The sequence below is a fragment of the Sphingobacteriales bacterium genome, assembly GCA_016700115.1.
Lineage (GTDB): Bacteria > Bacteroidota > Bacteroidia > Chitinophagales > UBA2359 > UBA2359.
In genome coordinates this window covers 629,578-654,964 of sequence record CP064999.1, presented here as the reverse complement: position 1 = coordinate 654,964, position 25,387 = coordinate 629,578, and the positions used below count along the sequence as shown (strand labels likewise).

The following is a 25,387-nucleotide window of genomic DNA, read 5'->3' as shown; positions in this document are numbered from 1 at the left end:
GAGATTTGGCAATTCGTTATAAGAAGACAATAGAAAACAAGAGGGAGTTTTCCCCCTCTTGTTGTTGTGTCAGGTTTATGACCGGTAGATTGTTATCTAAAAAAGCGATTTATAAAATCAATATGTCAGACAGAAATAGCCCGTTACCTCATAAAAGTTATTGGGAGCTGCCAATTGTCCAATTCCAATTCCAGTTAGCGAACCGACGGAGCCGATAAAGTTACCTGCCAATGTAGTTTCAGAGGCCTGCGTAACATTGATTTGACCTTCCGTTAAAATAAATGTAGGTGATGAATTGTTGAGGAGCATAACTCCTATGGGATGGCCAAAAGCAACAGGTGCATACATTCCAATATTATAAGTGCCGGTTTGTATAGGTTGTGGCAATAAAATTGATAACCGAACAGGACCATCGTTGGCCTGAACAAGCGTATATCCGGCAGGCACATCAAATGGAGTCAGGGCATGTACTCCGGGAGTTGCTGTTGTCAGAGGCAGAGTTATCTGATTCGCTGTATTGTAATTGAATAGGTTGGGAAAGTTAAAGGTTAGACCATTTCCGGTAAATTGTAGTCCGGCAACCGGACATTCTGTTTGAAATTCAAGCGTACAAAGTTGCAGGGAAGCAATCACCAATTCGTTGTTTATGGAATTGACCAATGTTTGACCGCTATAGTTACTTCCACCAACAAACTCCTGAGCACTTATATTGATTTCTTTTTCTCCGGGTACAATTGCTGTAAAATTTCCGCCAACTGCCAGTACAAACTTAGACTGACCTGCCAAAGATATTTTAACGGTAGTTGTGATTGGCGTACCACTACAGGTAGTTACTACTCCGCTTAGGGTTGAGGGGCAACTGAATTGTAAAGGCGGAACAACATAACTATTTGAACCTTCATTGATTTGTGCAGTAGTAGTTAGCGTTTCTATTAAACCACTGGGGAAGATATGCGATGCAGTGATACTGACATTAGAACCTGACGGCACATAAAAACTGTACAACCCATCTGAACCGACCGTGATAGTATGAGGAATGCCAGTAAAGGAAGCGTAAACTACTCCGCTTATCGAACTATCAGTACAATTGACCAATTTCCCGGAAACTAAACCCGGACAAGCGGCAGCTATTATCTCAGGCAATGTGTAGTTTTGTTCCGGACTCAAAGCGGGAACTGAATATTCATAAAAAGTCCAAAGTGGAGGGGTGTGAATTTTAAATGTCAGACTGAAAGGTTGTCCGGAAAAAACAGGCAGTATAAAATTGTCAGAACTTTCAGAAATGGATTTAAAATCTGACCAGTATCCGGAAGTCTGGATTTTTACAAAAATATCACTCCCTAAACATCTATTGGTAGTTCCGCTTATAGTTGCTGAACAGGGTATAATGATGTTTTCGAGGGTCATTGTAGTACCCTCCGGAACTCCTGAAACTAATATTGGAATAGAAAACATTCCTACATTCAGCAAAGGAGAAACTTCAACATAAAATGATAAATCGCTTGCTACATTTGAAAAATAGATTCCATCAGAATTGGTATAAACTATAATCGGGCCAACACTAACAGCAATTCCTTCCAGGGGGTTATTGTAACAGTCGAAAACTTTTCCGGTAACAAAGGTATTTGGAGAAATGGGGTCGTCGCAGTTCCACCAGGTAAAATGACTAACCTGACCGATGTATTTATTTCCCTGAAGGGTAGCGAACCCATCTTCTACCCAAACATTTTTTACATCATCAAAATACCAGAGAGGAATGGTAGCAGGGGCGTTTGAGAGTTGTGATTCGGGAACTATCATTTCGATAGTAGCAGTTTGACCTTCGGCCAATTCCAAGGTAGCACCGGAAGCATCGGTCAATTCTACTGCCATAGCACCATAGGAGACCAGATGTTGTTCCTGCCCGTTGTTGTTCACCCCTCTTAAATCACCGCCTTGCATAATTAAACTAAATATCGGGCTTTGAGGGTCAGCATAGGTATATGCTACCTGTACTTCTCCGTTATAAGGCGTTCCCGCTTCGGTTACAAAACTGTTTGCTTCAAAATAGACAGCAGCATTCTCAGAGATGGTTACTATATTTTCTGTATTAGACAAAATAGTGGTTGTAGTTTTTTCGCTCATGACGAACCTCACTTTGGCATTTTTGTTTGACGAAGTGGCAGCAAAAGACTTGTGGAAATAACCTTCCTTATCGGCTTCTAAAACAATGCGGCTATCTCTTGCGCGCACATGGTCGAAATTAAAAAAGCCCAGCGAATCTGTGTAAGCATAAATGATTTGACCATATCCGCTTTCAGCCTTGATCCGAACATCGCTTATCGGATTACCATCTTTGTCATTGACTATTCCATATACCTTTACTGCCGATATATAGGCAGGGCGGTCATACAAAGAGTCGGCATCATCAAACATACATTGGCTGAACAACAATGACAAACTAAGCATAAACAATCCTAAGAACTTCATTCCTTTTTTCATAGTACAATAGTTTCTGTTTTGAAAAGTGGTAAATAAGTGTCTTTTATAATCCTGTTTTTCCTCAATTTTGCTTTTTATTAATTTTTTTACTTTCATTAAACGAGAAATTTTTTAGATTGGTTGCTTATCGTGTTGTAGTTTTTAAAATATTTATACATAAGATGGTTGTTTTGCCTCCAAAGGGGGCAAAAATTAAAAGTTTGGATAGATAGTTTTGGTTGATGTTAAAACTCTCTTTGGAGGGCTTAAACGCTGAGATACCTAAACATAAGTTTAGAAATCAGGGAGGGGAGATGCTTTAAAATGCAAGAGTTGTCAAAACACTTTAAAACTCAGAAAAGAGATATCGTCTGAAGCATTCTGACGGCCTTTAAAATTATCGAGGGTTTCGGTCAGAAGTTGGGTCATCTCGGAAACGGGCAGGTGGCCGTTGTTCAGTATAAAATCTTCGAGGCGTTTATCGGTAAAATATTGCCCTTTTTCGTTTTCGAGATCTACGAGTCCGTCTGTATAAGACAGGAGGAGGTTGCCGGGCTCGAGTTGCTGATGCCCTTCGTTTATAAATGGCAGTTCGTCCAAAATGCCCAAAATAGTACAACCTTTTTCGAGAAGCTTGAGGGCATTATCAGCCAGCAGAATGGGGGGATTATGTCCTGCATTGATATAGTTCAGGGTTCTGGTCCGGGAGTTAAATTTGCCGATAAAAAGGGTAATAAAATGTTCGCCGCCGGTGATGTCAATTACGCGCCTGTTGAGTTTTTTAACCAATTCTGTCAATGGCAGTTCTTCACTGACGAGGGTGCGCAAAACAGCCTGCACGTTGGCCATGAGCAAAGCAGCGGCTATCCCTTTTCCCGAAATATCGGCAATGCAAACCATAAATTGATGTTCGTTCAGGGGGAGAAAATCGTAATAGTCGCCCCCTATATTGTTGTGTGGCAGATAGACTCCTGACATTTGCAGTGTTTCGTTGTCGGGCAGATGTTTGGGCACCATCATATTTTGCACCTGTGCGGCAAGTTCTAATTCTTTTTTAAACCTTTCCTGTTGAAGTTGCTGTTTGAACAACCGCTTGTTTTCGATGGCAACGATGATGATATTGGTAATGGTCTGAATGAATTTGATTTTCTCATCGAGCGTATCGCTGTTGTTGTTTTTCATTTCACCGAGCAACAAAAAGGCCAATGGGCGGTCTTTGTGATAGACAGGAATAATCCAGTCAAACGGGGCAAGTTCGGGTTGATTGGTTTTGTCGGTCAGGTGGGTAGCATCTTTAAAGTCGGTAAACTTACCCTCCACATTGGTATTGACAATGAGGGCTTCTTTTCCCTGAAGCCCGTAACAGCAAACACAGCTCCAGATATTGTTTTTATGAAACACAATCAGCTTTTCCACTCCCATTTGTGCCCTGAGAATAAACTCGTAAATTCTGAACAGGGTATTGGCGGAGTAGTTATTGTTAATAGCTTTCGTAACTTCCAATAGCGAGTCTATCTGAAGTTGTTTGATGAGCAGTTGCCTTTTTAGCTTTTCGTTTGTTTCTTTTACCATAACAAAAATAACCTTGTCTCAGAAAGGGAAGCTTTGAAACGCCCCGTAAAGTTACGAAACAAATAATCTATTCTGTATCAGGCTTTAGTTTTAACGTCCATCGCATCTCGCAGTCCGTTGCCCATCAGGTTAAATGCCAGCACCAGTATCATGATAGCAACACCGGGTGCCAGGGCTAAAAAGGCTTTTTGTGTGCCGATATAACTGTAATAATCTTTGAGCATTGTTCCCCACGAAGGGCTTGGCGGCTGCACCCCGATACCCAGAAAACTAAGCCCTGCTTCAATGATGATGGCACTTGCAAAGTCTGAAGCGGCAATAACCACCACCGGACCTACAATATTGGGCAAAATATGGCGGGTTATAATTCTGAAATGTCCGAACCCCAGACTCTTTGCCGCTTCAATGAATTCTTTTTCGCGCAAACTCAAAATCTGCCCCCGTACTAAACGGGCTACTTCAATCCACATCGTCAGTCCCACAGCCAGATAGATTTGCCAAAATTCCCGGCCAAGTGCAAGCACGAGGGCAAATACCAGCAGCAGCAGGGGGATTGACCAAAAAGTATTGACCATCAGCATGATGATATCATCAGTTTTTCCTCTGAAATATCCCGCCATAGCACCCAGACTTACCCCAATGAACAGGGAAATGAGCACCGCCATCAAACCTACCGAGAGCGAAACCCGCACTCCGAGAATGAGGCGGCTGACATTATCCCGCCCTAAATTATCGGTGCCCAACAGGTACTTTTTGGTTATCAGATGCCGGTCTTTTACAAGTTGCTGCAATTGATCAATTTCTGCCTGTTGCTGTTGCCCTTCATAGTTGGTAAAACTCAGCCGGTTGCCCTGCTTTTCAACGGACATGTTGTCAGACAAGGAGTAAACGATGTCCGCAAGCTGAAAAGTGTCAACTTTGACCGTAGAGGATGAGGTAAAACGATTGACAAGCAGAGTGTCTTCTTCAAACCGGTAATCGGTAACAGGAACTAATTTGAACGAGTTTTCCCAACCCGAGAGCAGGAGGGTCAGGAAGTTGCGGCTTTTAGGAGGGGCGTTTTTTTTAACCTTTAACAGAGTTATGGTAAAACCGGGTGGTTTGGTGGCAATTTCGGCTATCTGTTCGTTGGTGTCGGGAGTCTTATCGGGTGCAATAACATGTCCGAATATGGCTGTCAGAATTGCCATTGCAATGATGAACATGCCCAGCATTGCCGGTTTGTTTCTTTTAAATCTCTGCCAGGCTTTCTGATTGGGCGATAAATAATCGGCTGTAGTTGTCGGTTTTTGCATTGTTTATCCCTCACCTTGTTTTTGCTCAAGTTTTGCTACTATAAGGGCGTTAAAAAAGCACAAACCGGCTTTTCATCGTAAAATTTGGAAACCCGGAAGCTTACTCAACGCACCACCCTGCCTTTCCAGTTATACTTGCCCAGATTGCCCAATATGCCAATCAGCACAATGTAAAAGATATGCAAGACTTGTGCAGGCAAAAATAGCCATAATAATTTACTTCTATTAAAAAAATGCGCCCCAATGGAAAGGTAGATAAAGTCAACTAAAAACTTTGCCGCAAGTTGTCCGGCCAATAGAGTTCCGGCCAAGCGGTATCCGCTTACCCACAATCCAAAATTAAGCAGCAAAGAGGCGTTAAACAAAAACACAAATGCCAGATATAGGGTCATTTGTTTGTCTTGATATTGTGCCGATTTTGAAGCCCATCTGATTCTCTGATTGGCAAAGGCAATGATACCTGTTTGGGGAAAAGTATAAACTGTCGCATCAGAGTTTTTCAAAAACAAAACCCTGCCGGGGAAAGCATCCTGAATTTTTGCCATCAGCAACATGTCGTCTCCGGAAGCCAGATGATCAATGCCGGCAAACCCGTTTACGGCATTAAATGCCTGACGGGTATAGGCTATGTTTGCCCCGTTACACATACTGCCCAGCCCTAAATGAGCAGAAGCACCTGTTGAAACCATCATGCCGATAAAATCGAGCGTTTGAAAACGTTCAAAAAAACTTTGTTCACCGGAAAAGCAAACCGGTGCGGCAATCAGTTGCGGGCTAAGGTCTTCATAAAATGCGGTAATTGTTTTCAACCATTCGGGCAAGGCAGTGCAGTCTGCATCAGTAGTAACGATGAGTTCATTCCTGCTTAACCCGATAGCGGTCTGTATCGCCTTTTTTTTGTAGGAATTTAATGGTTTCGAATCGGTCAAAACCTCTTGTAAACGGATTAACCGGATATGTGGGTGATGCACTGCGAAGGTTTCCACGATGTCTGCCGTGTTATCGGTCGAAAAATCGTCCACAACCACGACTTCAAGCAATTCAGGGGGAAACCGCTGCGCAAGGACCGAATTCAGGCAGTTCGCAATATTGTTGGCTTCATTGCGTGCAGGAATAATTAAAGTAACCGGAGTTTTGGGAATATAGGTTGTAACAGGTTTCCATGCTTTTAACTTTAGCCAGCCTGTTATGTAGAGGGCAATCAAAAAAACATAAAAGCATGTTATTAAACATACTGCGACAACGAAGAAATGAATTGGGCTAAACACAACTCACTCCTTTCATGAATCTGTTTTGGGGTAATAAAAACACGCCCGGTGTATTGCAATAATGTTAACAGGTAGGTTGCAATTCTTCCAAAAGGCGGTTGTATCCCAATATAATGCTGATTGACGACTCGCTTGGAGAGGCTAAGTCCATCAGGTCTAACATGGTCTGACCTATCAGCATTTCGTGATACATTTCACTCAATTCAAGGTCATTTTCGATAGCCTGCCGAATAAGCATGTTTTCTTCGGGCGTAGTTTCGTTATAAGCATACCGGACTAAGTCGTTTTGTGTAATGACTTGATTCATAGGCAAGTGGTTTGTAAATGGTGATCGTCTTAAAGACCTTTATATAACGTGATGGGTTGCATTGTATTATGCCGGAAAAATAATTTTTTTAACTAAAACAGAAAAATTTCTGCCATAGTCGTATTCACAGACCGGTAATTAAAAAAGGAGGTTCTTATAAGCAGCTAAAAGTCTGAGAACCATACCAACGGTTTTTACCATCGCCGATTGCATGAAAGGTAAAATATGTTTGAATTCAAAACAAAATTTCGGTTGCTGTGTTTTTGAACGGTATTTAAAAATTTGGAATCTCATGAAAAGCAACTCAATGTTTTCAGCAGTTCATCCCATAATAAAAGTCAGACTTAAACAGCAAAAACGTTTTTTATCCTTATTCACTGCTTTATTTTGTTTTATAACCTGTCCATATTTTGTTTTTGCTCAAAACGGAGCCATCAAAGGCAGGGTGTATGATGCTGTCAGCAATCAACCCATTCCATTTGCCAACGTTACCCTTCAAGGGACAAGTACCGGAGCGACCACCGATTTTGAGGGCATGTACAGCATTGAAAACCTCCCTGCCGGACAGTACAATTTACAGGTCAGTTATGTGGGTTACAAAACGGCCTTGTTATATGACAATCAAGTCAGCAATGCCCGGCCGCTAACGCTGGATATTGCGCTCGAAGCGGTAGTTGAGCAGTTAGATGCCGTAGAAGTAAAAGCATCGCCATTCAGCAAAACCGAAGAAGCACCGGTATCCCTGAGAAGTATCGGAGTGAATGAAATTAAAAGAAGCCCGGGCGGTAACCGCGATATTTCACGGGTAGTGCAATCTCTTCCCGGTGTGGCGAGTACAACTTCTTTTCGAAATGATATTTTTATCAGGGGAGGATCACCTTCCGAAAACAGGTTCTATATAGATGGGATTGAAATTCCGGTCATTAACCATTTTGCCACTCAAGGTTCATCCGGAGGGCCGGTGGGTATGATTAATGTTGATTTTATCAGGGAGGTCAATTTTTTTTCAGGTGCATTTCCTGCAAACCGGGGTAACTCTCTTAGCTCGGTATTCGATTTTACCTATCGAGATGCCAATAAAGACCGTTTGTTTTTTACAGCCACCCTCGGTTCGAGCGATTTGGGACTTACAGTTGAGGGTCCAATGGGTAAAAAAACGGGCTTTATCTTCTCTGCCCGCCGATCCTACCTGCAATTTTTGTTTAAAGCACTTCAATTGCCGTTCCTTCCAATTTATAACGATTTCCAGTTTAACATAAAACATAAAATCAACGACAAAAACACCCTCACTTTTTTAGGTATCGGAGCGATAGATCAGTTTGAACTAAACCGGTCTGCCAACGACACTGAACTGCAACAATACTTCCTCGCTAACCTGCCGGTCAACGAGCAATGGAACTATACCGTTGGGATTAAGTACACGCACTTTGCTCAAAACCACTATACTAATTTCATAATCAGCCGCTCTCACCTGAATAACAGCACGGTAAAATATGCCGGAAACGATGAAAGCAGCCCCGAAAGTTTAATACTCGACTACAACTCGCAGGAAATAGAAAACAAAGTCAGGATTGAAAACATAGCCCGTAAGAAAGGCTTCAAGTTCCTGACCGGCATTAACTACGAATATGCGACTTATACAAATGACACTTACAACAAAATTGCGGTTAACGGCAATGTGGTGTTGGTGGATTATGATGTAAGGCTTAACCTGCATAAATGGGGAGCTTTTGCTCAGGTCAGCAAAGGGTTTGCAAACGACCGTCTGATGTTGTCGGCAGGATTAAGAACAGATGCCAACAACTATTCTTCGCAAATGGATAACATACTCAGACAGTTGTCCCCGAGATTTTCCCTGTCTTATACCCTGCTGCCTGAACTGAACCTCAACTTCAATACAGGAAGGTACTTTCAGCTTCCTACCTATACTTCATTAGGCTATCAGGAAGACGGACAGTTTGTCAACAAACAAAACCGGCTTACGTATATTCAGTGCGACCACCTTGTTGCGGGTGTTGAATGGAATACACAAAAAAACTCCCGCATCACCCTGGAAGGGTTTTTTAAACGATATACCGACTACCCGTTTTCGGTTAAAGACTCTATTTCATTAGCCAATCTTGGCAGCGATTTCGGGGTTGTGGGCAACGAAGAAGTTATCTCAGCTTCAGAGGGTCGTACTTATGGCGCAGAGTTGCTGTTTCAGCAAAAACTGTTCAAAGGACTTTACGGTATTGCCGCCTATACACTTTCGTGGAGTCAGTTTACCGATAAAAACGGCGATTATATTCCTTCATCCTGGGATACCCGTCATATTCTGAACCTGACTGCGGGTAAAAAATTTAAGCGAAACTGGGAATTAGGGGCTCGATTTCGTTTTTCATCCGGCCGCCCTTTTACCCCTTCCGATTTGGAAAACTCATCCCTTATTTCTGTTTGGAACATTTCCGGACAGGCACTGCCCGATTACTCCCAAATCAACAGCCAATGGGAGAATGTTTTTCATAACCTCGATATCAGAGTAGATAAAAAATGGTTCCTGAACCGGTGGAACCTCAATCTGTTTCTTGATATTCAGAACATCTACAACTTTCAGACAACCGGACAGCCTTTTTTAACCGTTGAGCGGGATGAAACCGGTAATCCGGTTATTGATGAAAACAATCCGAACAAGTATAAAACCAAATTTATTGAAAATATCAACGGCAACCTGCTTCCGAATATCGGGGTAGTGGTCGAGTTTTGATATATTCGTTCAAACCTGCAGCAAAATTTACCTTAAAACGGCTTTTATCAATTCTTGAAAGGGCAGGGATTCTGTATAGTTGCGGTCGGAATAGGGGTGGCAGATAAATTTTAAATGAACCGGTTGGTCATTGTGCAGGGTTTGTTCGATGGTGATGTTGCCATATTGCTGGTTTGCCCGGCTTGTTTTGTCGGGCAAAAGCAACCGGGGTTTCAGGTAATGGCGTTCGATGGTCTCGACATAGTTTTGACGGGAAAAATGCTTCACATCCGAGATATACAATTTGTAGTTGAGTGACAGCACCCGCTCTTTCAGATAATCAAACAAATGGGTAAACTCAGCGGGGGTAGCCTGTAATGGTTGATAGCTAAACAAGAAGCCCCTGCTTTTGGCGTTGTTGATGACAAATACAGAATCTGAATCTTCCGGAAAATCATTCCATAGTACTTCAATCTGTTTATCCAAAAAACCAATCAGGTAATCTTTGTGGCGGTTTACCTTCCAAACTTCATAGTTGTGCCGTTCAGCATCTGTGCGGCTGATTATTTCGTGCAAAACAGGAGCATTCCCGTTTTCCTGTTTTTGAAACAGATTTTTTATGAAATGGCGTAAGTCCATCTTTCTTATTAAAGAAGAAATACCAACCGGACCGGTGTCATAAGTCCGGATAACATACCCGTTACATTTGTCCTACTGCTGTTTTGCCTGTTTTGTAGTTGTCTAATCCCTTTTTCAGAAAAGAACTGTAATCTGAAATATTGGGGGTATAGCCGGTCGGGGCATTCAACAACTCTCCATTTTCGTTCAGTAAAACATAAAGCGGTTGGGTATTAGAAGCAAAACAATGGGTTTCAACAAAACTCCATTTATCGCCAATTGTGCGTACCCGTTGTTTTTTGTCTCCCAGGAAATATTCAAACTGTTCCTGTTCCTGCAAAGAAGCCTTTTCGTCCACATAGAGCGAAACCAGGGTATATTCTTCAATGAGGTTAGCCACATCCGGCCACACATTTTCTTCCATTTTGCGACAATTGACACATGCCCAACCGGTAAAATCTACCAAAATCGGCTTTCCTTCTTTTTTAGCCACGGTCATGGCTTCTTCCAGGTCTTTAATATGGGCTTCAACTTTTGCACCTTCGCAAGTCCAGCTATAAGAAATAGGAGGAGGGAACCCACTCACTAAATTGAGGGGGCTGCAAAAAATACCCGGTACTAAATAAATGGCAAAAGCAATAGAAGCCAGTGCTAAAGAGCCGCGCGGAATGCTTATTTTTTTGACAGGGCTGTCGTGTGGAAACTTTATAAGCCCAAACAAATATAAGCCCATTGCGAGGAACAATAATATCCATAAGCCGAGGAAAAGTTCGCGGGGTAAAATCCACCATTGTTTGACCAAATCTGCATTGGAGAAGAATTTTATGGCAAATATCAACTCGATAAACCCAAGAACGACTTTTACCGTATTCAGCCATCCACCCGATTTGGGTAAACTGTTGAGCCATCCCGGAAACATCGCAAACAAAGCAAAAGGCAAGGCTAAGGCAACTGCGAATCCGGTCATTCCTATGGTAGGCCCCAATCTTTCACCTCCAACAGCGGCATCTACCAGGAGCGTGCCTATGATAGGCCCGGTGCAGGAGAAAGAAGTCAGAGCCAAAGTAAATGCCATAAAAAAAATGCCCAACAACCCTCCTCTGTCCGAAGCATCGGAGGCTTTGTTGACCAACCAGCTCGGTGGATTGATGTCAAAATAACCAAAAAAGGAAATGGCAAAAATGACGAACAAAGCAAAAAAGGCCAGGTTAAACCAGGGGTCTGTTGCCAATACGTTGAGTGTGCTGGGGCCAAATGCAGCCGTGATGGTAAACCCTAAAGCAACGTAAATCACGATAATGGAAATGGCGTAAATTATTGCGTTAATCAGCCCTTTGCGGCGGTCTTTGCTTCGTTTGGTAAAGAAACTGACTGTCAGTGGAACCATTGGAAACACGCAAGGGGTCAACAGCGCTGCAAATCCACCCAAAAATCCCAAAATAAACGTGGTCAGTAATGCTTTCTTTTCACCTTCTGTATTGATGCCGCAGTGTGAGATCAGGCTGATTAACTGTTGCATGTAAGTTGGTAAATTTTCATCACCGGACGGAGCAACTGTTTCGCTTTGATCGGTTTGCGTGTTAAATGCAAAATCTTCGGTTGCAGGAGGCAGGCAACGCGTATCATCACAAGTCATAAATTCAAGAGAGCCTGAAACAGGGGTATCTGAATTGGCGAGTTTTACCTTTTTTTCAAAAACAACCTCTTCAGCGTACTTAATCACCTTCATTTCGAATATCTTGTCAAAGCCTTCTTTTTTGTGGCTGCTTACCTCTTCAAGTTTGTCTTTGCCAAGCAGCGTAACATCAGGACTTTCGGTAAAGGTAAAAGTAGTGGGTATCGGTCCTCCATCTGCAATGTTTTGAGAATAGAGATACCAACCCTTGTCTATCGTGGCAATAAACTGTAAGAGGTATTCCCCGTTTCCCAGATCTTTCTTTTCATATCGCCATTTTACCGGCTGAACAATATCATTGGTTAATCCGGTAGCTAAACCGTTGTTTACAGGGGCTGAAGTAGTTTGGTTGGTATTTTTTTCAACGGCAGGTTTTTTCAAATCTGCGATGTTTGTTCCGCTTCCGGACGAGGAGGTAGTGGTTTTAAAACTGACAGTAGTCTGACTGCTGCTGCCTGACGACGGAGTAACGCTGCCGGTTGGTTTGTCCGATTTGCCGGAAGGGGGTGGTGTTTTAGAAGAAGATGCACTGAGGCTAAACTGAAAATATTCAGCCAGTTTAACGCAGGTCTGATCGTTGCACGACATATAATCCAAGGGTATTTCAACCTCTACCTTAGGTTTCAGTGCTTTGATTTTGGCTTTGAAAGTAACCTTATCCGCATATTTTTTGACATCAACTTCAAAGATGGGGTCAAAGACGTTTTTGAGTTTCCCATCTTCTTCAACTTTACCAATCAGTTGAATATCCTTCACCGATTCAAAGTCGAAATAAGCCGGCAGGGGTCCGCCGTCAGGGGTAAACTGTGAGTATATGTCCCAGCCCTTATCAATAGTTGCCTTAAAATACAGCATTATTTCATCGTTCTCCAGAATTTCAACATCAGTAGTCCAATGTACAGGCTGTACTTGCTTGGGTTGTGCAAACAGCCATCCCAATTGTGCCCAGGTCAGGAGAATCAGCGTTAATAATAGTTTACTTTTCACCGAATGAGATTTTTGTGATGAAAACATGCACCTTATTAAAAAGGTTTAAGTTTAAAACAGCCTGCAAAATTAGCCATTATGACGGGTTTATTCAAATCCTTAACGGTAATTAACCAATACGAAGGGTTAAACATAAGGATTCGGGGGTATGGCAGACCGGTTTTTGACCAGACTCAAATGAAAAAGCCTGTGCCGGATATACGACACAGGCTTTTTGAATATGTGTTTGGTATTGGCAGGATATTTAATCTGCTGCGTTAAACTTTAACTTTTTTTATGAAAATTAAAAGTCCGAGTGCCATCAAAACGGAAATAAGAGAATAGGCAAAATTGGCAGAAGCAGCGTTGTTTTGAAGCGGAGAAGGCAGCGCAACAGCTTCAGACTTTGTGGAGGGTACAGGTATCATCAAGCTGTTGTTCAAAGAAAAACGCACCTCTTTGGGCATCAGGTATTGCTCGTTGTTGGCGGCCATATACTTTACCGAGCCGGTTACTTTTACATTTTTCAAAAACTGAACCATGCGTTTAAATGTTACCGTGCCGGCATACCGATTGACTGTTTTTTCAAAAACAGGGTCAAATTCTGTCAGTAATACGCCTTCTTCTCTTGCGGCATCTTCGATAAATTGAATGTCATTGTTTTCATCAAACATAAACTCCATGGGAAAAGGAGCTGAACCGGTATTGTTTTGTGCATAAAGATACCAGTTGTCCTGAATGGAAGCGGTAAAAGTCATTTCATAAATACTGTTTTCAACAGGACGCAAACTGAATGACCAATTGATGGGATTGATGAAGGGTTGAGGGGCAGCACGTTTAATTTCCGCAGGTTTGGGTTGCAGTTGTGCTATCTGTTTTTTATTGAGATTGTTGTCTTTTTTAGAGGATGCTTCAGCTTTTTTACCGGATTTAGACTTAATGAATTTGGTAAAATTGGCAGCAACCAGTAAGTCGCCTGCCATCATTTCCAAATCTACCGTTTTATCTTCATTATATACTTCTTCTTTTGGCAGAGATACCGGAGCCTTGGTGCGGGATGCTGTGGCTCTTTGATTGTTGTCGCTGTCATTCAATGCCAAAGGACCTGTACGGCCAACACTGATTTCCATACTGGAAGGGATATATTCTTCGGAACTGAACTTTTTGGACTTTACAATTTCATATTTATCGGCAGCGACTTCTTTAGCGAGCATATTTTCAAAATCGGAAACTACCAAATTGAAAGAAAACTCTTGTCTGGAGGGAGGGAGGCATCTGCTTTTATCACAGGCCATAAACTCAAGAGTTCCCACAATCTTTGTTTGTTTTTTATGGGTTTTTACCCTTGCCTGAAACGAAACAGAACTGGCGTATTTGCGAATTTCTTTTTCAAAAATGGGATCGAAATCGTTAATGGCTTTGCCAAATTCTTCTATCCGTCCCTGTAATTCAAAATCGGAATTTTGTTGAAATGAGATAGTAGTAGGCAAGGGGGGCGTTGACTTGATATGTTGAGAGTATATAAACCACCCTTTGTCAACTTTGGCATCAAAGGAAAGCAAAAATTCATTATCGCCCAATTCCTGTGAAGATACTTCCCAACTGACGGGTTGAATATCCTGTGCCTTTAAAAAAATGAAAGAGAAACAAAGAACTAATATAGTAGAAAGAAAATTTTTCATAAAAGTTGGTTTGGAATCGGAGCATCACAACTGTGATACTGCAAACTTGGGTTTTGTCAAAACTGCTTAGGACACTTTTTTATGTTAATGGCAAAACTTTGAGTTAATTCAAGATAAATTCAAATTCTTTGGGTGAAGGATTAATGCATTTCGATTTAGTACAAGCGACATAATTTATTTCGCCTTTAACTGAAACACTTTGTTTGCTGCTTTTCTTAAATGCTATGGTGTTGTAGGTAACTTTGTTGTTAAAAATATTGATATTAATGCCAATCAATTCGGATTTAATAGTTTCCGGTTCTCCGATTTCATTGATAAAGCCTGCGATCTCTATATCATCGTTTGGATAAAAGGTGATTTCAGGAAAAACCAAATCATCAGATTTGATAAACTGTGACCGGCAATACAAATGCCAGTCTTTATCAATGATTGCATCTGCAAACAAAACATATTCGGTTTCATTGATTTTGGTGGCAGAAAAAAACCAATGAACAGGATTGTCTTCCATTGTTTGGCATTGTTCCGAAACGTTGCCGTACAAACTCCAAAATATGTTTAAGAAATAAAGAACTTTCATCTGCCAATCCAATTGCATTCAATAAAAATGCAGGTTATTTTATCTGGATTTTGGGGTAAAGTTAGAAACAGAGTTTTTATTTACCAACTTTTTACCTGTTTTTTTACAATGATATGCATGATTGGAACTCTTGTAAACCTGATAATTTTATAATTTCAGGAACTTAAAAAGTGATGTAAGGCTTTATCAGCGTTCGTGTCTTGCACTTTTTTATGGATTGATAAAATAGTAGGACTTAGGCATGTTTTTTTTTGCGATTATTTGTTTTTACCTTTCCGCAATTACATATTTTATGTATTTTGCAACACTTTTTAAAACAATCGTGTTTGTCATATAGTTATAAGATTTTGAGGTTAAATAGTAGCACACATGAAAAAATTCAATGTACATAAAGAAGGTTATAAAATTTTACTTGTAACCGGCACTTTTCTGCTTTTGTTGAATGCGTTGGTTTATTATGTTATTCAGGCGCATTCTGCTTTTACCATTTCTATTGGAATTTTATCGGTAATTGTTTATGGGTTTATGCTTTACTTTTTCCGCAACCCAAAAGTAATACTCAATTTCCTGGACAACCGCAGTATTGTTGCCCCTGCCGATGGTAAAATTGTGGCAATTGAAGAGGTGGACGAAAAAGAATATTTTAATGACCGCCGAATTCAGGTATCCATTTTTATGTCACCAACCAATGTTCACGTCAACCGTAGCCCTATCAGCGGATTGGTTAAATATACCAAATACCATCCGGGCAACTATTTGGTTGCCTGGCATCCCAAATCGTCAGAACTGAACGAGAGATTTACCAGTGTCATAGAATGCCCTCAAAGCGAGTTTGAAATTTTGGTACGTCAGATTGCCGGTAAAGTAGCCCGTAAAATTTCCAACTATCTCGACGAGGGTGAGGAAACCGTTCAGGGTGGCGAGTTTGGATTTATCAAGTTTGGGTCACGGGTTGATGTGTTTTTACCCCTCAATGCTCAGATACAGGTGAGTATGAAACAAAAGGTAAAAGGCGGACAAACCATTCTGGCAATATTGCCGGATGAAGATGAACAGGAAGATTAACCCCGGCTTCCTGATAGAGTCGGGTCAATTTTAAACTTGTAGTTATTTGGCTCGCCTGCACCGACTTGATTTTTTAATGCCCCGCAGATTTTCGCAGAAAACAGTTTTTAAACTTGACGAGTACCCCCCCTTGTTGCGCCGTGTTTCCGTAAAAATTTAGTTCTTCATCAAGAATCTCACCTGATCAGGGTAACATTTCCCTGAAACTCCTGACGGTTACCGTCTGTAAACTCAATATGACCATAGTAGGCATATACCCCTATTGGTGCATCTGAATTTTGGTAAGTGCCATCCCAAAAATCAGACAAATCGCTGCTTTCAAACACCTTGTTCCCCCACCGGTTATAGACAAATAAAGCGAACCCGCTTGCCTGACAGTTGGTAAAAGCCGAAAACACGTCGTTCACTCCGTCCTGATTGGGCGTAAAAGCATTTGGGATGATAAAACGGCAGGTATAAAGCGTATCAACCGGAAGGTCATCATCCGGTTCTTCTCCGACAACAGTTACATTGACTGATTGTGCTGCCGTGCATCCGTTTAGATCTGTTACAGTTACAAAATAGGTGCCTGAGGTTGAAACGGTAATAGATGGGGTGGTTGAACCGGTTGACCATAAATAAGCGGGATAGGTATCAAGTACTCCCAATTGTCCGGTATCCCCCTCAACTATCAGCGTATCGCCGTAAATCTGCGGAGAAGGTGGGAGCAACTGAGTATAGTCGGCACAAATAAATGTAGTACATCCAACAGAATCGGTTGCGATTACACAATAAGTGCCGGATTGAGTTACCTGAATGGTTGCTGATTGTTGACCATCTGTCCATAGATAGTTAGTGAACCCGATATTATTTTCCACCTGAAGCAAACCGTAAGAGATGCCGTCTTGACAGAATGAATTGATCACTATTTCGGGTAAATCCGGTATTGAACCACCTGTTAGGTTGTTTTCAATATCACACTCCGGCACATCCATTCCAACAGGAATTAGTTCGGATAGGGTAAAGGGCGGTGGAAGTGTTCCGTTAAAGTTAACAAAAATAAAAATACTGTCTGCGTTTACGGCGTTGAATTGTAAGACATGGCAATTTCCGGAAGCCAGTTCGACCGGTATGGTTTGAACCCCTAATAAGACAGAAGCAGGATTGGAGGTAGGATTAGCATTATAGATAGCAACCGGTGTGCCCCCGGGCAAATTGGAAGAGCCTGTATTACAAACTTCATAGACAATCGTACCGGCGGAGCATATACTTACAATCGTTGCAGAAACATTGGTTAATCCTGCATCAACAATTGTTTCCGAAGGTGGGCTGTATTGAGCCAAAAAGGTGTTAAAGGGATATTTGCCGCTTCCCGGCGGAAACTGCAAATGATGCGGTTGTTGTTGGATAGGCACACTTAAATCGTTGTTGATATTGACGTTAAAATATCCCTGTTGGTTCCAAATCGGCCGACACGGTTGCCAGGGTGAGGCGGCGGACTGGAACATGTAAACGCGGCCTTGGTTAATATCGTAGCCGGAAGTTCCAAATATCCCATTCCCACAAATTGTAACAATTTCTGCTTCACCATCTCCGTCAATATCGGCTATAACCGGTATTTCAAGAGCTGTGGCCGAAAAACAGGGAAGGCTATATAGCAAAGCACCGTTAAGTGCAGAATAAACTGCAAATTGAGTTTCGTCCCTGCTTACAACTTCAAAGATCCCATCTCCGTTAAAATCAAATAATGTAGCCGAAGTACCACAACCGCCGCCATTTTCCTGAATAGGCACCTGCCAAATAATGCCCAAATCATTATCAAGACAGAGTATGTTTTCTTTGGTTTTAATAATAAGTTCCGGTTCCGGATCGCTGTCTAAATTTGCAATTGCCGGACGAGAAGCATTAGTAAGATCAATTCCGAAAAAAGTAAACATTACCTCCGATGTTTGACCATCCCAGACATACAATCGGTATATACCTGTCCAATCTGCTACAATAATATCTAAATCACCATCTAAATCCCAATCGGCAACAGAGGTAAATCCCTTACCGCCTGAAGATGAAGTCAATTGAAGGATTAGCCCGGTACTGTTAAAATCAACAGCATATACTTTGTTTGCAACCACAAGTTCCAACCCGCTACAAGCGGAACAAAAGCTATCGGGCAAGATATCTGCGGCTATCGAAAGACGGTCATCGTAACTACCAGGTAATTGTGTTAAAATATCTCCTGTTTGAGCATTAAGAATGGTAAATCGCGAATAGGCTTCTACTATACCATCCTGATTAAAGTCAGCAAGCTGCCATTCGTTGGGTTGGTTTGATGTGCCATTATCAATGACGGATACCCACTTTATCGTTCCGTCATGTTCAAATGCATAAACGGTTGCATCATTACCAGATATTCGATTAGAGAGTATTATTTCACCCAAGCCATCACTATCTATATCCCCTATTGCCGGAGTACCCTGCCCATCCCAGTAATCAGGAAAAGTAAAAGACGAACTGACAGAACCATTTACCGGGTTTAACCAATACATCAAAACATCATTGCCCCTTTTTCCTTGCACAAAAAGTTCGGTGCTGCCGTTTGCATCTATGTCGGCGGCTAAAACAATATTCAAATCGGCAACCGTTATTGACGATTGCCATCCGGGTTCTATACTGAACTCAATAGGAGTGATTGGTTCACAAGTATATTCTATGGTGCCGGTATAATATTGCCAACATTGTTCTGTAACTGCACAGTTAACATCATAACAATCAGTATAACTGTTACCATCATCGTCAAATCCGTTGTTGCATATTTCCTGAGCATTCAGTAAATACAACGGTAAGGACAAAAAGAGAAAAACCAACTCAAAAATTTTATTCATTGTTATATAGGCATCATGATATACTATGAGTTGCAAGTTTAAAGGTAATGTTTTTTTGCTATTTAGAATAGGTACTTTTTACATTTGTTTTTCTGACAAAATCTAATCCAATAGGATTTACTGCTTCCCCTTTGTAAACAATCAGCAAAAGAATTACAAAAAATGGTTTTCATCTGGTAAAGAAGTACAACCAAATTGTTAGGATTAAATCCATTTTAGGGTTATCCGAATTGTTTCACTATCATTGTGTGAAAAAACATCGCCCTGTATTATATATATCTAATAAAGGCACAAACAGCCTTCATATAAATTAAGATATAATCAGGTGTTTTTAAACGAAGGTTGATGGCTTTATTTTTGGACTAACCGTTTCTGACAACTTATATGCATCTGTCACTTCTCACAAGTTCCCGGGCCGATTACGGAATTTATCTTCCTTTAATAAAGAAGCTAAGCCAAACGCAAGATTTTGAGCTGTCAATTATTGCCTTTGGAACCCATTTATCACCCATACATGGATATACGATAAACAATATAGTTGCAGATGGCTTTAAAGTTGCCTATGCCATAGAATCAATGGTAGTTGGAGATTCTGCCGAAGCTGTTTCAACCGCTATGGCTTTAACCTCCATGAAATTTTCAACTTTGTGGGCGTTTCTAAAAGATAAAACCGATTTAATTATTTGTCTTGGCGACAGATATGAAATGTTTGCGGCTGTAAGTGCCAGTATTCCATTTAACCTGCCTGTTGCGCATTTTTACGGAGGTGAAACAACGTTAGGCGCAATTGACAACAAATTTCGCCATGCAATAACCCAAATGGCTAACTATCATTTTACAGCGACCGCTGAATACGCCTGCAAAATTTCTCAAATGACCGGTTCTGACCAACATATTTATGCGGTGGGTTCTTTAAGTTTAGATAGCCTTCAAAACATCACTCTGTTTGATTCTGAAGAGTTTTATAAGCGATATGGTATAGACATGAAAAAAGCTACAGTCTTGTTTACCTTTCATCCTGAAACTATTTCGGCAGACCAAAACAGGGAACATGTAAAGGAACTGATAGAAGTTTTGAATAAAATTCCCTATCAGGTTGTCATTACCATGCCTAATGCAGATACTATGGGCAATTTTGTTCGCAATGAACTTCTGACATTTGCACAGCAACACACCAATCGGATTTTTGCAGTTGAAAACTTCGGCACTGCGGGCTATTTTTCCTGTATGAAGCTATGCTCTTTTTTATTGGGCAATTCTTCGAGCGGAATTATTGAGGCTGCATCGTTTGGAAAATATGTGATTAATACCGGCAACCGGCAACAAGGTCGTGCCTGTAGCAACAATGTGCTGCATGTTCCCATAAAATCTCAGGAAATACTTTCGGCAATAGCCCGGATTTCTGAACTCCCTCCTTATGATGGCAGTAACATTTATTGGCAAAGCAATGTAAGTGAAAAAGTTATCGGCATATTAAAATCTTTAGCCGATAAATAGTATTTTGTGGGTTGGAAGATTTACTCACCCCTCTATTCTACCTAATTATGTCTGCTGCTACAAATGTTTTACCCCTCTCCCTGATAGGCTATTCCGGCCATGCGTTTGTGGTGTATGACATTTTTTGTTCTCAAAATCAGGTGGTTCGTGCTTATTGTGAGGCGAAACCTAAAAAGCATAACCCTTTAGGGTTAGAATATTTGGGATCTGAAACAGACGGGAACACCCTTCATTTGCTATTGGGGTATCGCTATTTTGTTGCCATCGGCAACAACGAAATCAGAGCAAGGGTACAGGATTTTTTAACCGCTTCTTTGCAAAAGGAGCCTGCTAATGCCATTCATTCACAGGCTTATCTGGCGACAAAGGTAACCCTCGGCTGCGGGGTGATGTTGGGAGCAAAGGCAGTGATTAACCCGTTCTCATCTATAGGCAACGGTGTGATATGCAATACCGGTGCGGTGATTGAACATGAGTGTATTGTTGCAGATTTTGCACATATTGCGCCTAATGCCACCCTTTGTGGTAATGTAACAGTGGGCAGGGGAAGTTTTATCGGAGCAGGGGCGGTGGTCAAAGAGGGAATTACAATTGGCAACAATGTCATTGTTGGCGCAGGTGCAGTGGTCATTCGTCATGTGCCGGATGGCGCAACGGTGGTTGGTAATCCGCAGAGAGAGAAATAGCCGAAGACGAATGGAATAGACTTAGAACAAACTGGTGCGGCTGTGCATGAATACTTTATAGCGAGGCAGTATGTAAGTATGGTAAGTTAGAGAGCATAACCGCTTTTGCTTATGGTAATGTATAATTTATGAAGGCGTATTGTTATCTTTGCATATAGCTTATATCGCCGACACAAATTAAATTTATGATAAAAGAATTGCGCTTCAAAAACTGGAAGAGTTTTACCGAAGGTCAATTATATATTGATCCGCTAACCATATTGATTGGTACTAACGCCAGTGGTAAATCAAATATATTAGATGCCTTGCTATTTTTACAAAAAATTACAAATGGCAAACAAATTAACGAAGCTATCGGAGGCGATATTGATAGCAAAGGCATTCGTGGCGGGCACAAATGGATAATAACACATGGGTTTACCGAAACCGAACTGACAGTGGTGATACAATCTGATGCAGACGAGCAAATAGATTACCGGTATAGCATTGTTATCGGGTGGATAGAAGAAGGAAAGATGGAAGTAAAATCGGAAATGCTAACCCGTATCTCATCATCGGCAAAAGGGAAAAAAATAACGGAAAAAAGAATGTTTTATACCGCCGGTGATAACTTAACTCAACCGGCAATTACCACCTATTTTCATACTAGTAATCAAGGGCGAGGGAATCGCATTGATTTACGAAGGACTAACAGCGTTTTGAGCCAAAGCAAGTCATTGCCTTTGCACAAAGAAGTACAGCAAAGCATTGAAGAAGCATCACTTCAACTTTCCCGAATTTTTGTTCTCGACCCCATTCCTGCAAACATGCGGGGATATACTAAATTTTCAGACCGACTACAGTCAGATGCTTCCAATATAGCCGGTGTACTTGCAGCTTTAAACAATGGAACAAAACAAGAAATTGAAAACACGCTTACGCAGTATCTAAAAAGATTGCCCGAGAAAGAGATAAACCATGTTTGGGCAGAACCGGTCGGTTTGCTAAAAACAGATGCTATGTTGTATTGTAAAGAGCAATGGTTTGAAAATGAGCTACTTATCGTAGATGCCGGTGGAATGTCTGACGGCACACTTCGGTTTTTGGCTATTATGACTGCTATGCTCACCATGCCCCAACATAGTTTGTTGGTAATCGAAGAAATAGACAATGGTTTTCATCCCTCACGGGCAAAGTTGTTGGTGCAGTTTTTAAAGGAGGAAGGAAACAGAAGAAGCATTGACGTGTTGTGTACTACACATAACCCTGCTTTTTTAGATGCATTAGGCAAAGAAATGATTCCGGTTATTTCGATAGTATATCGCATTTCACAAACCGGTACAAGCCAAATAAAACTTCTGGAAGATATAGTTCAACTGCCAAAACTAATGTCACGCGGCTCAGTAGGTAATTTAACTACATCGGGCATATTAGAAGAAGTGCTCAGTATTAAAATTTAGCTATGAGGAAAGTTGTCATTTTAGATACAAGCATGTTGTGCGTATGGCTACAGGTATCAGGCTATGAAACCTGTGGGACAACCAAAGATAACTGGAACTTTGATAGGGTAGACCAAAAAATAAAGGAAGAAATAAACAGCCAATCTACTTTGGTGCTACCATTAGCCACCATCATAGAAACAGGTAATCATATCAGCCATACAAGTGGTAATCTAAGGTATAAAACTGCACAAAAATTATGCGATATATTGATTTGTGCTTTGAATAACGAAGAGCCTTGGGCTGCTTTTTCTGCACAAGCAGAATTATGGAATGATGAAAATGTTTTAGAACTCGCCAATGATTGGCCTGAATTAGCACAACAAAGCATTTCTATAGCTGATGCTACTATCATTAAAGTAGCACAATATTACTATGAGTTTGGATGCAATGTGGAAATTTTAACCGGCGATGGGGGTCTCAAATCTTACGAACCCATTCCCCCCGAACACCCGCCCATAGTTCCCCGAAGAAGAAAGTGACGAGAATTACCAGTTACAATTAGGCGTATATTCATCTTTAAATGAGAAGTCTCAAGAATACCGAAACACGTTCCTCCTGTTTACTCCAATGTAGCATTACATTTTAGCTTATGGCTAAAATTCAAATGTAAGTTATATTTTGTCAAAAATTAAGTGGATGAACGCCCCATCAAAAACTCGGCAAAATCCCAGTCTAACGGGGTATCAATGTCTAATGAAGCTTCGGGAGGCATCAGGTATTTCACCACTTTGGTAAAATCGCCCGAACTGCTATGCGTTTTTAAAGACCGTGTATTGATAATATATACCGCTCCGTTGAATTCGTAAACGCTGGGACAATCCTGACGGCGGGTAAAGTTGCCCTTTTTACTATGAACGAGGTAGCCGTTATGATCTTCTTCAAACAATACATAATAGGGGTTGCTCCGGGTTTCGCATACCGATACCACCATGTCTAAACCTGTGTGAAAAAGGGCGATAGCTTCTCTGACATGATCGGCGGTACGGAAAGGAGAAGTGGGTTGAAGCAAGATCAGTGCTTCGTAAGTTTGACCTGTATTTTCATAAAAATCAAGGGCATGTAGCATAACCTGATAGGTGCCGGCTTCATCGGTAGCCAAATGGGCCGGTCGTTTAAAGGGCACCTGCAGTCCAAATTGACCGGTAAAATTGATGATTTCATCATCATCTGAGGACAGGCAGATATTTTGTTTGGCACTTAACTGCAGGGCAACTTCAAGGGTATATTCAATCAGTGGTTTTCCTGCCAATGGTTTGATGTTTTTGTGAGGAATGCCTTTTGAGCCGCCCCGTGCAGGGATGAGATACAGGTAATTCATGCCGGATCAATTTTTGGGCTATTATCCTTCTTTTTGGGGTGGTTTTTTATTGACCGGACGTTTTTTGCTTTGGGCTTCATTTGCATTGGCTACGGTGCCGTTGTTTTTGTTCCTGCCAAACTTATGGCGTTTTCCAGAATTACGACCACTTGTTTTGTTGCCTGTTTCCCGATCTCTGCCCATTACTTTTTTGGCTTTGGGGTTATATTCAAAACTGCTGCCCAACCCTTCGGGCAGTGGTAGTTTCTGCACTTCTTTTTCAATCAATTCTTCTATATTGTAAAACCTGCGCTGATCTCTTTCATTAATAAAGGTGAGGGCAACACCCGAACCGTTTTCACCCCTTGCCGTCCGACCAATTCTATGAACATAGTCTTCCGAATTTTGGGGCACATCGTAGTTAATCACGAGGTCAATATCTTCTATATCAATCCCGCGCGACAACACATCGGTTGCCACCAACACCTGAAGATTGCGGTTTTTAAAATTTCTCAATACTTCTTCCCTTTCTTCCTGCGGCAAGTCCGACTGAATGTCGGCGGCCTTCAGCCCTGCCTTTTTCAGTGCGGTGGCTATTGCCTTTACCTCTACTTTTTTTCCGGCAAAAACCAGAATGCTTTTCAGTTGCTTACCTTTCAGAAGCGACAAAATGAGGGGGAGTTTTTGGTTATCGTAAGTAAGGTAGGCAGCTTGCAAAATACCTTCGGCGGGTTTGGCAATAGCAATATTGATTTGAACGGGTTTTTGCATAATTCTGCCGGTCAGTTCTCTTATTTTTGACGGCATCGTGGCCGAAAACATCAGAGTTTGGCGGTTTTTGGGCAAAAAGCCGATGATGCGCATGATGTCGTCGTAAAAGCCCATGTCGAGCATTTTATCTGCTTCGTCCAAAATCAGATGCTGTAACTGACCAATTTTCACATACCCCAAGTTGAGATGCGACAAGAGTTTTCCGGGGGTGGCGACAATGATATCTGCTCCTTGTTGTAGGGCATGTTTTTGTCTGACAAAATCAGCACCATCTCCTCCGCCATATACGGCAAAGGAACTTACTCCGGCAAAATAGGCAAACCCTTCCACCTGTTGGTCTATTTGAGTGGCCAACTCCCGGGTGGGAGAGATAATCAGAGTGCTGATTTGTTTGTGGTCTAATTTCCGGGTCAGGAGGTGGTGAATCACCGGCAACAAATAGGCGGCGGTTTTTCCGGTACCGGTTTGGGCACAGGCAATCAGGTCCTTACCTTCCAAAATGGGTGGGATGGCTTGCACCTGAATAGGGGTGGGGGCAGTATAGCCCATTGCTGAAATCCCCTCTAAAATATGGGGGTGGAGGTTAA

General features: G+C 41.6%; 19 protein-coding genes. 7 read left to right on the top strand and 12 right to left on the bottom strand.

Going from position 1 to position 25,387, the window contains the following annotated elements:
• Nucleotides 1-117 precede the first annotated feature (117 nt).
• The 5 genes from IPM47_02350 to IPM47_02330 all read right to left on the bottom strand — a co-directional run bounded on the left by IPM47_02350 (nucleotide 118) and on the right by IPM47_02330 (nucleotide 6,902).
• Nucleotides 118-2,481 carry a hypothetical protein gene (locus IPM47_02350; protein QQS29818.1) on the bottom strand — a complete coding sequence of 788 codons (2,364 nt, stop codon included), beginning with the start codon at nucleotides 2,479-2,481 and terminating at the stop codon, nucleotides 118-120.
• A gap of 315 nt (nucleotides 2,482-2,796) precedes the next feature.
• Nucleotides 2,797-4,032, bottom strand: a complete 1,236-nt coding sequence (locus IPM47_02345) for a PP2C family protein-serine/threonine phosphatase (GenBank protein ID QQS29817.1) — start codon at nucleotides 4,030-4,032, stop codon at nucleotides 2,797-2,799.
• Nucleotides 4,033-4,109: 77 nt separating this feature from the next.
• Nucleotides 4,110-5,327 (bottom strand): ABC transporter permease, encoded by a 1,218-nt coding sequence (locus tag IPM47_02340; GenBank protein QQS29816.1) that lies wholly within the window; start codon nucleotides 5,325-5,327, stop codon nucleotides 4,110-4,112.
• A gap of 104 nt (nucleotides 5,328-5,431) precedes the next feature.
• Nucleotides 5,432-6,532, bottom strand: a complete 1,101-nt coding sequence (locus IPM47_02335) for a glycosyltransferase (GenBank protein QQS29815.1) — start codon at nucleotides 6,530-6,532, stop codon at nucleotides 5,432-5,434.
• 127 nt (nucleotides 6,533-6,659) lie between these two features.
• Entirely contained in the window at nucleotides 6,660-6,902 is a 243-nt protein-coding gene (locus IPM47_02330) for a hypothetical protein (protein QQS29814.1), read from the bottom strand.
• 307 nt (nucleotides 6,903-7,209) lie between these two features.
• Between IPM47_02330 and IPM47_02325 the strand changes: the two genes are divergently transcribed.
• Nucleotides 7,210-9,648, top strand: coding sequence for a TonB-dependent receptor (locus IPM47_02325; GenBank protein ID QQS31366.1), 2,439 nt, complete (start codon nucleotides 7,210-7,212; stop codon nucleotides 9,646-9,648).
• A 27-nt stretch (nucleotides 9,649-9,675) separates the two neighbouring features.
• On the opposite strand, the gene IPM47_02320 is transcribed toward IPM47_02325, so the two are convergent.
• Entirely contained in the window at nucleotides 9,676-10,266 is a 591-nt protein-coding gene (locus IPM47_02320; protein ID QQS29813.1) for a hypothetical protein, read from the bottom strand.
• Nucleotides 10,267-10,327: 61 nt separating this feature from the next.
• Nucleotides 10,328-12,907: a thioredoxin family protein gene (locus IPM47_02315; protein QQS29812.1), complete on the bottom strand. Its 2,580-nt coding sequence runs from the start codon at nucleotides 12,905-12,907 to the stop codon at nucleotides 10,328-10,330.
• Between the two features lie 78 nt (nucleotides 12,908-12,985).
• On the opposite strand from IPM47_02315, the gene IPM47_02310 reads away from it, so the two are divergent.
• Entirely contained in the window at nucleotides 12,986-13,168 is a 183-nt protein-coding gene (locus tag IPM47_02310) for a hypothetical protein (GenBank protein ID QQS29811.1), read from the top strand.
• Here the strand turns inward: IPM47_02310 and IPM47_02305 are convergent.
• Together IPM47_02305 and IPM47_02300 are read right to left on the bottom strand one after the other, a co-directional pair.
• The gene (locus IPM47_02305) at nucleotides 13,165-14,568 is read right to left on the bottom strand and encodes a hypothetical protein (GenBank protein QQS29810.1); all 1,404 of its coding nucleotides are present in this window, start codon (nucleotides 14,566-14,568) and stop codon (nucleotides 13,165-13,167) included. The genes IPM47_02310 and IPM47_02305 overlap by 4 nt on opposite strands.
• Nucleotides 14,569-14,671: 103 nt before the next feature.
• Nucleotides 14,672-15,145, bottom strand: coding sequence for a hypothetical protein (locus tag IPM47_02300; protein QQS29809.1), 474 nt, complete (start codon nucleotides 15,143-15,145; stop codon nucleotides 14,672-14,674).
• A gap of 369 nt (nucleotides 15,146-15,514) precedes the next feature.
• Between IPM47_02300 and IPM47_02295 the strand changes: the two genes are divergently transcribed.
• A complete protein-coding gene (locus IPM47_02295) occupies nucleotides 15,515-16,210 on the top strand; it encodes a phosphatidylserine decarboxylase family protein (GenBank protein ID QQS29808.1) in 696 nt (231 codons plus the stop codon).
• A gap of 176 nt (nucleotides 16,211-16,386) precedes the next feature.
• Here IPM47_02295 and IPM47_02290 read toward each other — a convergent pair whose 3' ends face one another.
• A complete protein-coding gene (locus IPM47_02290) occupies nucleotides 16,387-19,068 on the bottom strand; it encodes a gliding motility-associated C-terminal domain-containing protein (GenBank protein QQS29807.1) in 2,682 nt (893 codons plus the stop codon).
• Between the two features lie 384 nt (nucleotides 19,069-19,452).
• On the opposite strand from IPM47_02290, the gene neuC reads away from it, so the two are divergent.
• From neuC to IPM47_02270, 4 genes are all read left to right on the top strand, one after another.
• Entirely contained in the window at nucleotides 19,453-20,565 is a 1,113-nt protein-coding gene (gene neuC, locus IPM47_02285) for a UDP-N-acetylglucosamine 2-epimerase (hydrolyzing) (GenBank protein ID QQS29806.1), read from the top strand.
• Nucleotides 20,566-20,612: 47 nt separating this feature from the next.
• A complete protein-coding gene (locus tag IPM47_02280) occupies nucleotides 20,613-21,251 on the top strand; it encodes an acetyltransferase (protein ID QQS29805.1) in 639 nt (212 codons plus the stop codon).
• 185 nt (nucleotides 21,252-21,436) lie between these two features.
• Nucleotides 21,437-22,690: an AAA family ATPase gene (locus IPM47_02275; GenBank protein ID QQS29804.1), complete on the top strand. Its 1,254-nt coding sequence runs from the start codon at nucleotides 21,437-21,439 to the stop codon at nucleotides 22,688-22,690.
• A 2-nt stretch (nucleotides 22,691-22,692) separates the two neighbouring features.
• On the top strand, nucleotides 22,693-23,211 hold the full coding sequence (locus IPM47_02270) for a hypothetical protein (GenBank protein QQS29803.1): 519 nt from the start codon (nucleotides 22,693-22,695) through the stop codon (nucleotides 23,209-23,211).
• A 149-nt stretch (nucleotides 23,212-23,360) separates the two neighbouring features.
• Here IPM47_02270 and IPM47_02265 read toward each other — a convergent pair whose 3' ends face one another.
• Nucleotides 23,361-24,050, bottom strand: coding sequence for an acylneuraminate cytidylyltransferase family protein (locus tag IPM47_02265; protein ID QQS29802.1), 690 nt, complete (start codon nucleotides 24,048-24,050; stop codon nucleotides 23,361-23,363).
• 21 nt (nucleotides 24,051-24,071) lie between these two features.
• Nucleotides 24,072-25,349 carry a DEAD/DEAH box helicase gene (locus IPM47_02260; protein ID QQS31365.1) on the bottom strand — a complete coding sequence of 426 codons (1,278 nt, stop codon included), beginning with the start codon at nucleotides 25,347-25,349 and terminating at the stop codon, nucleotides 24,072-24,074.
• Nucleotides 25,350-25,387 lie beyond the last annotated feature (38 nt).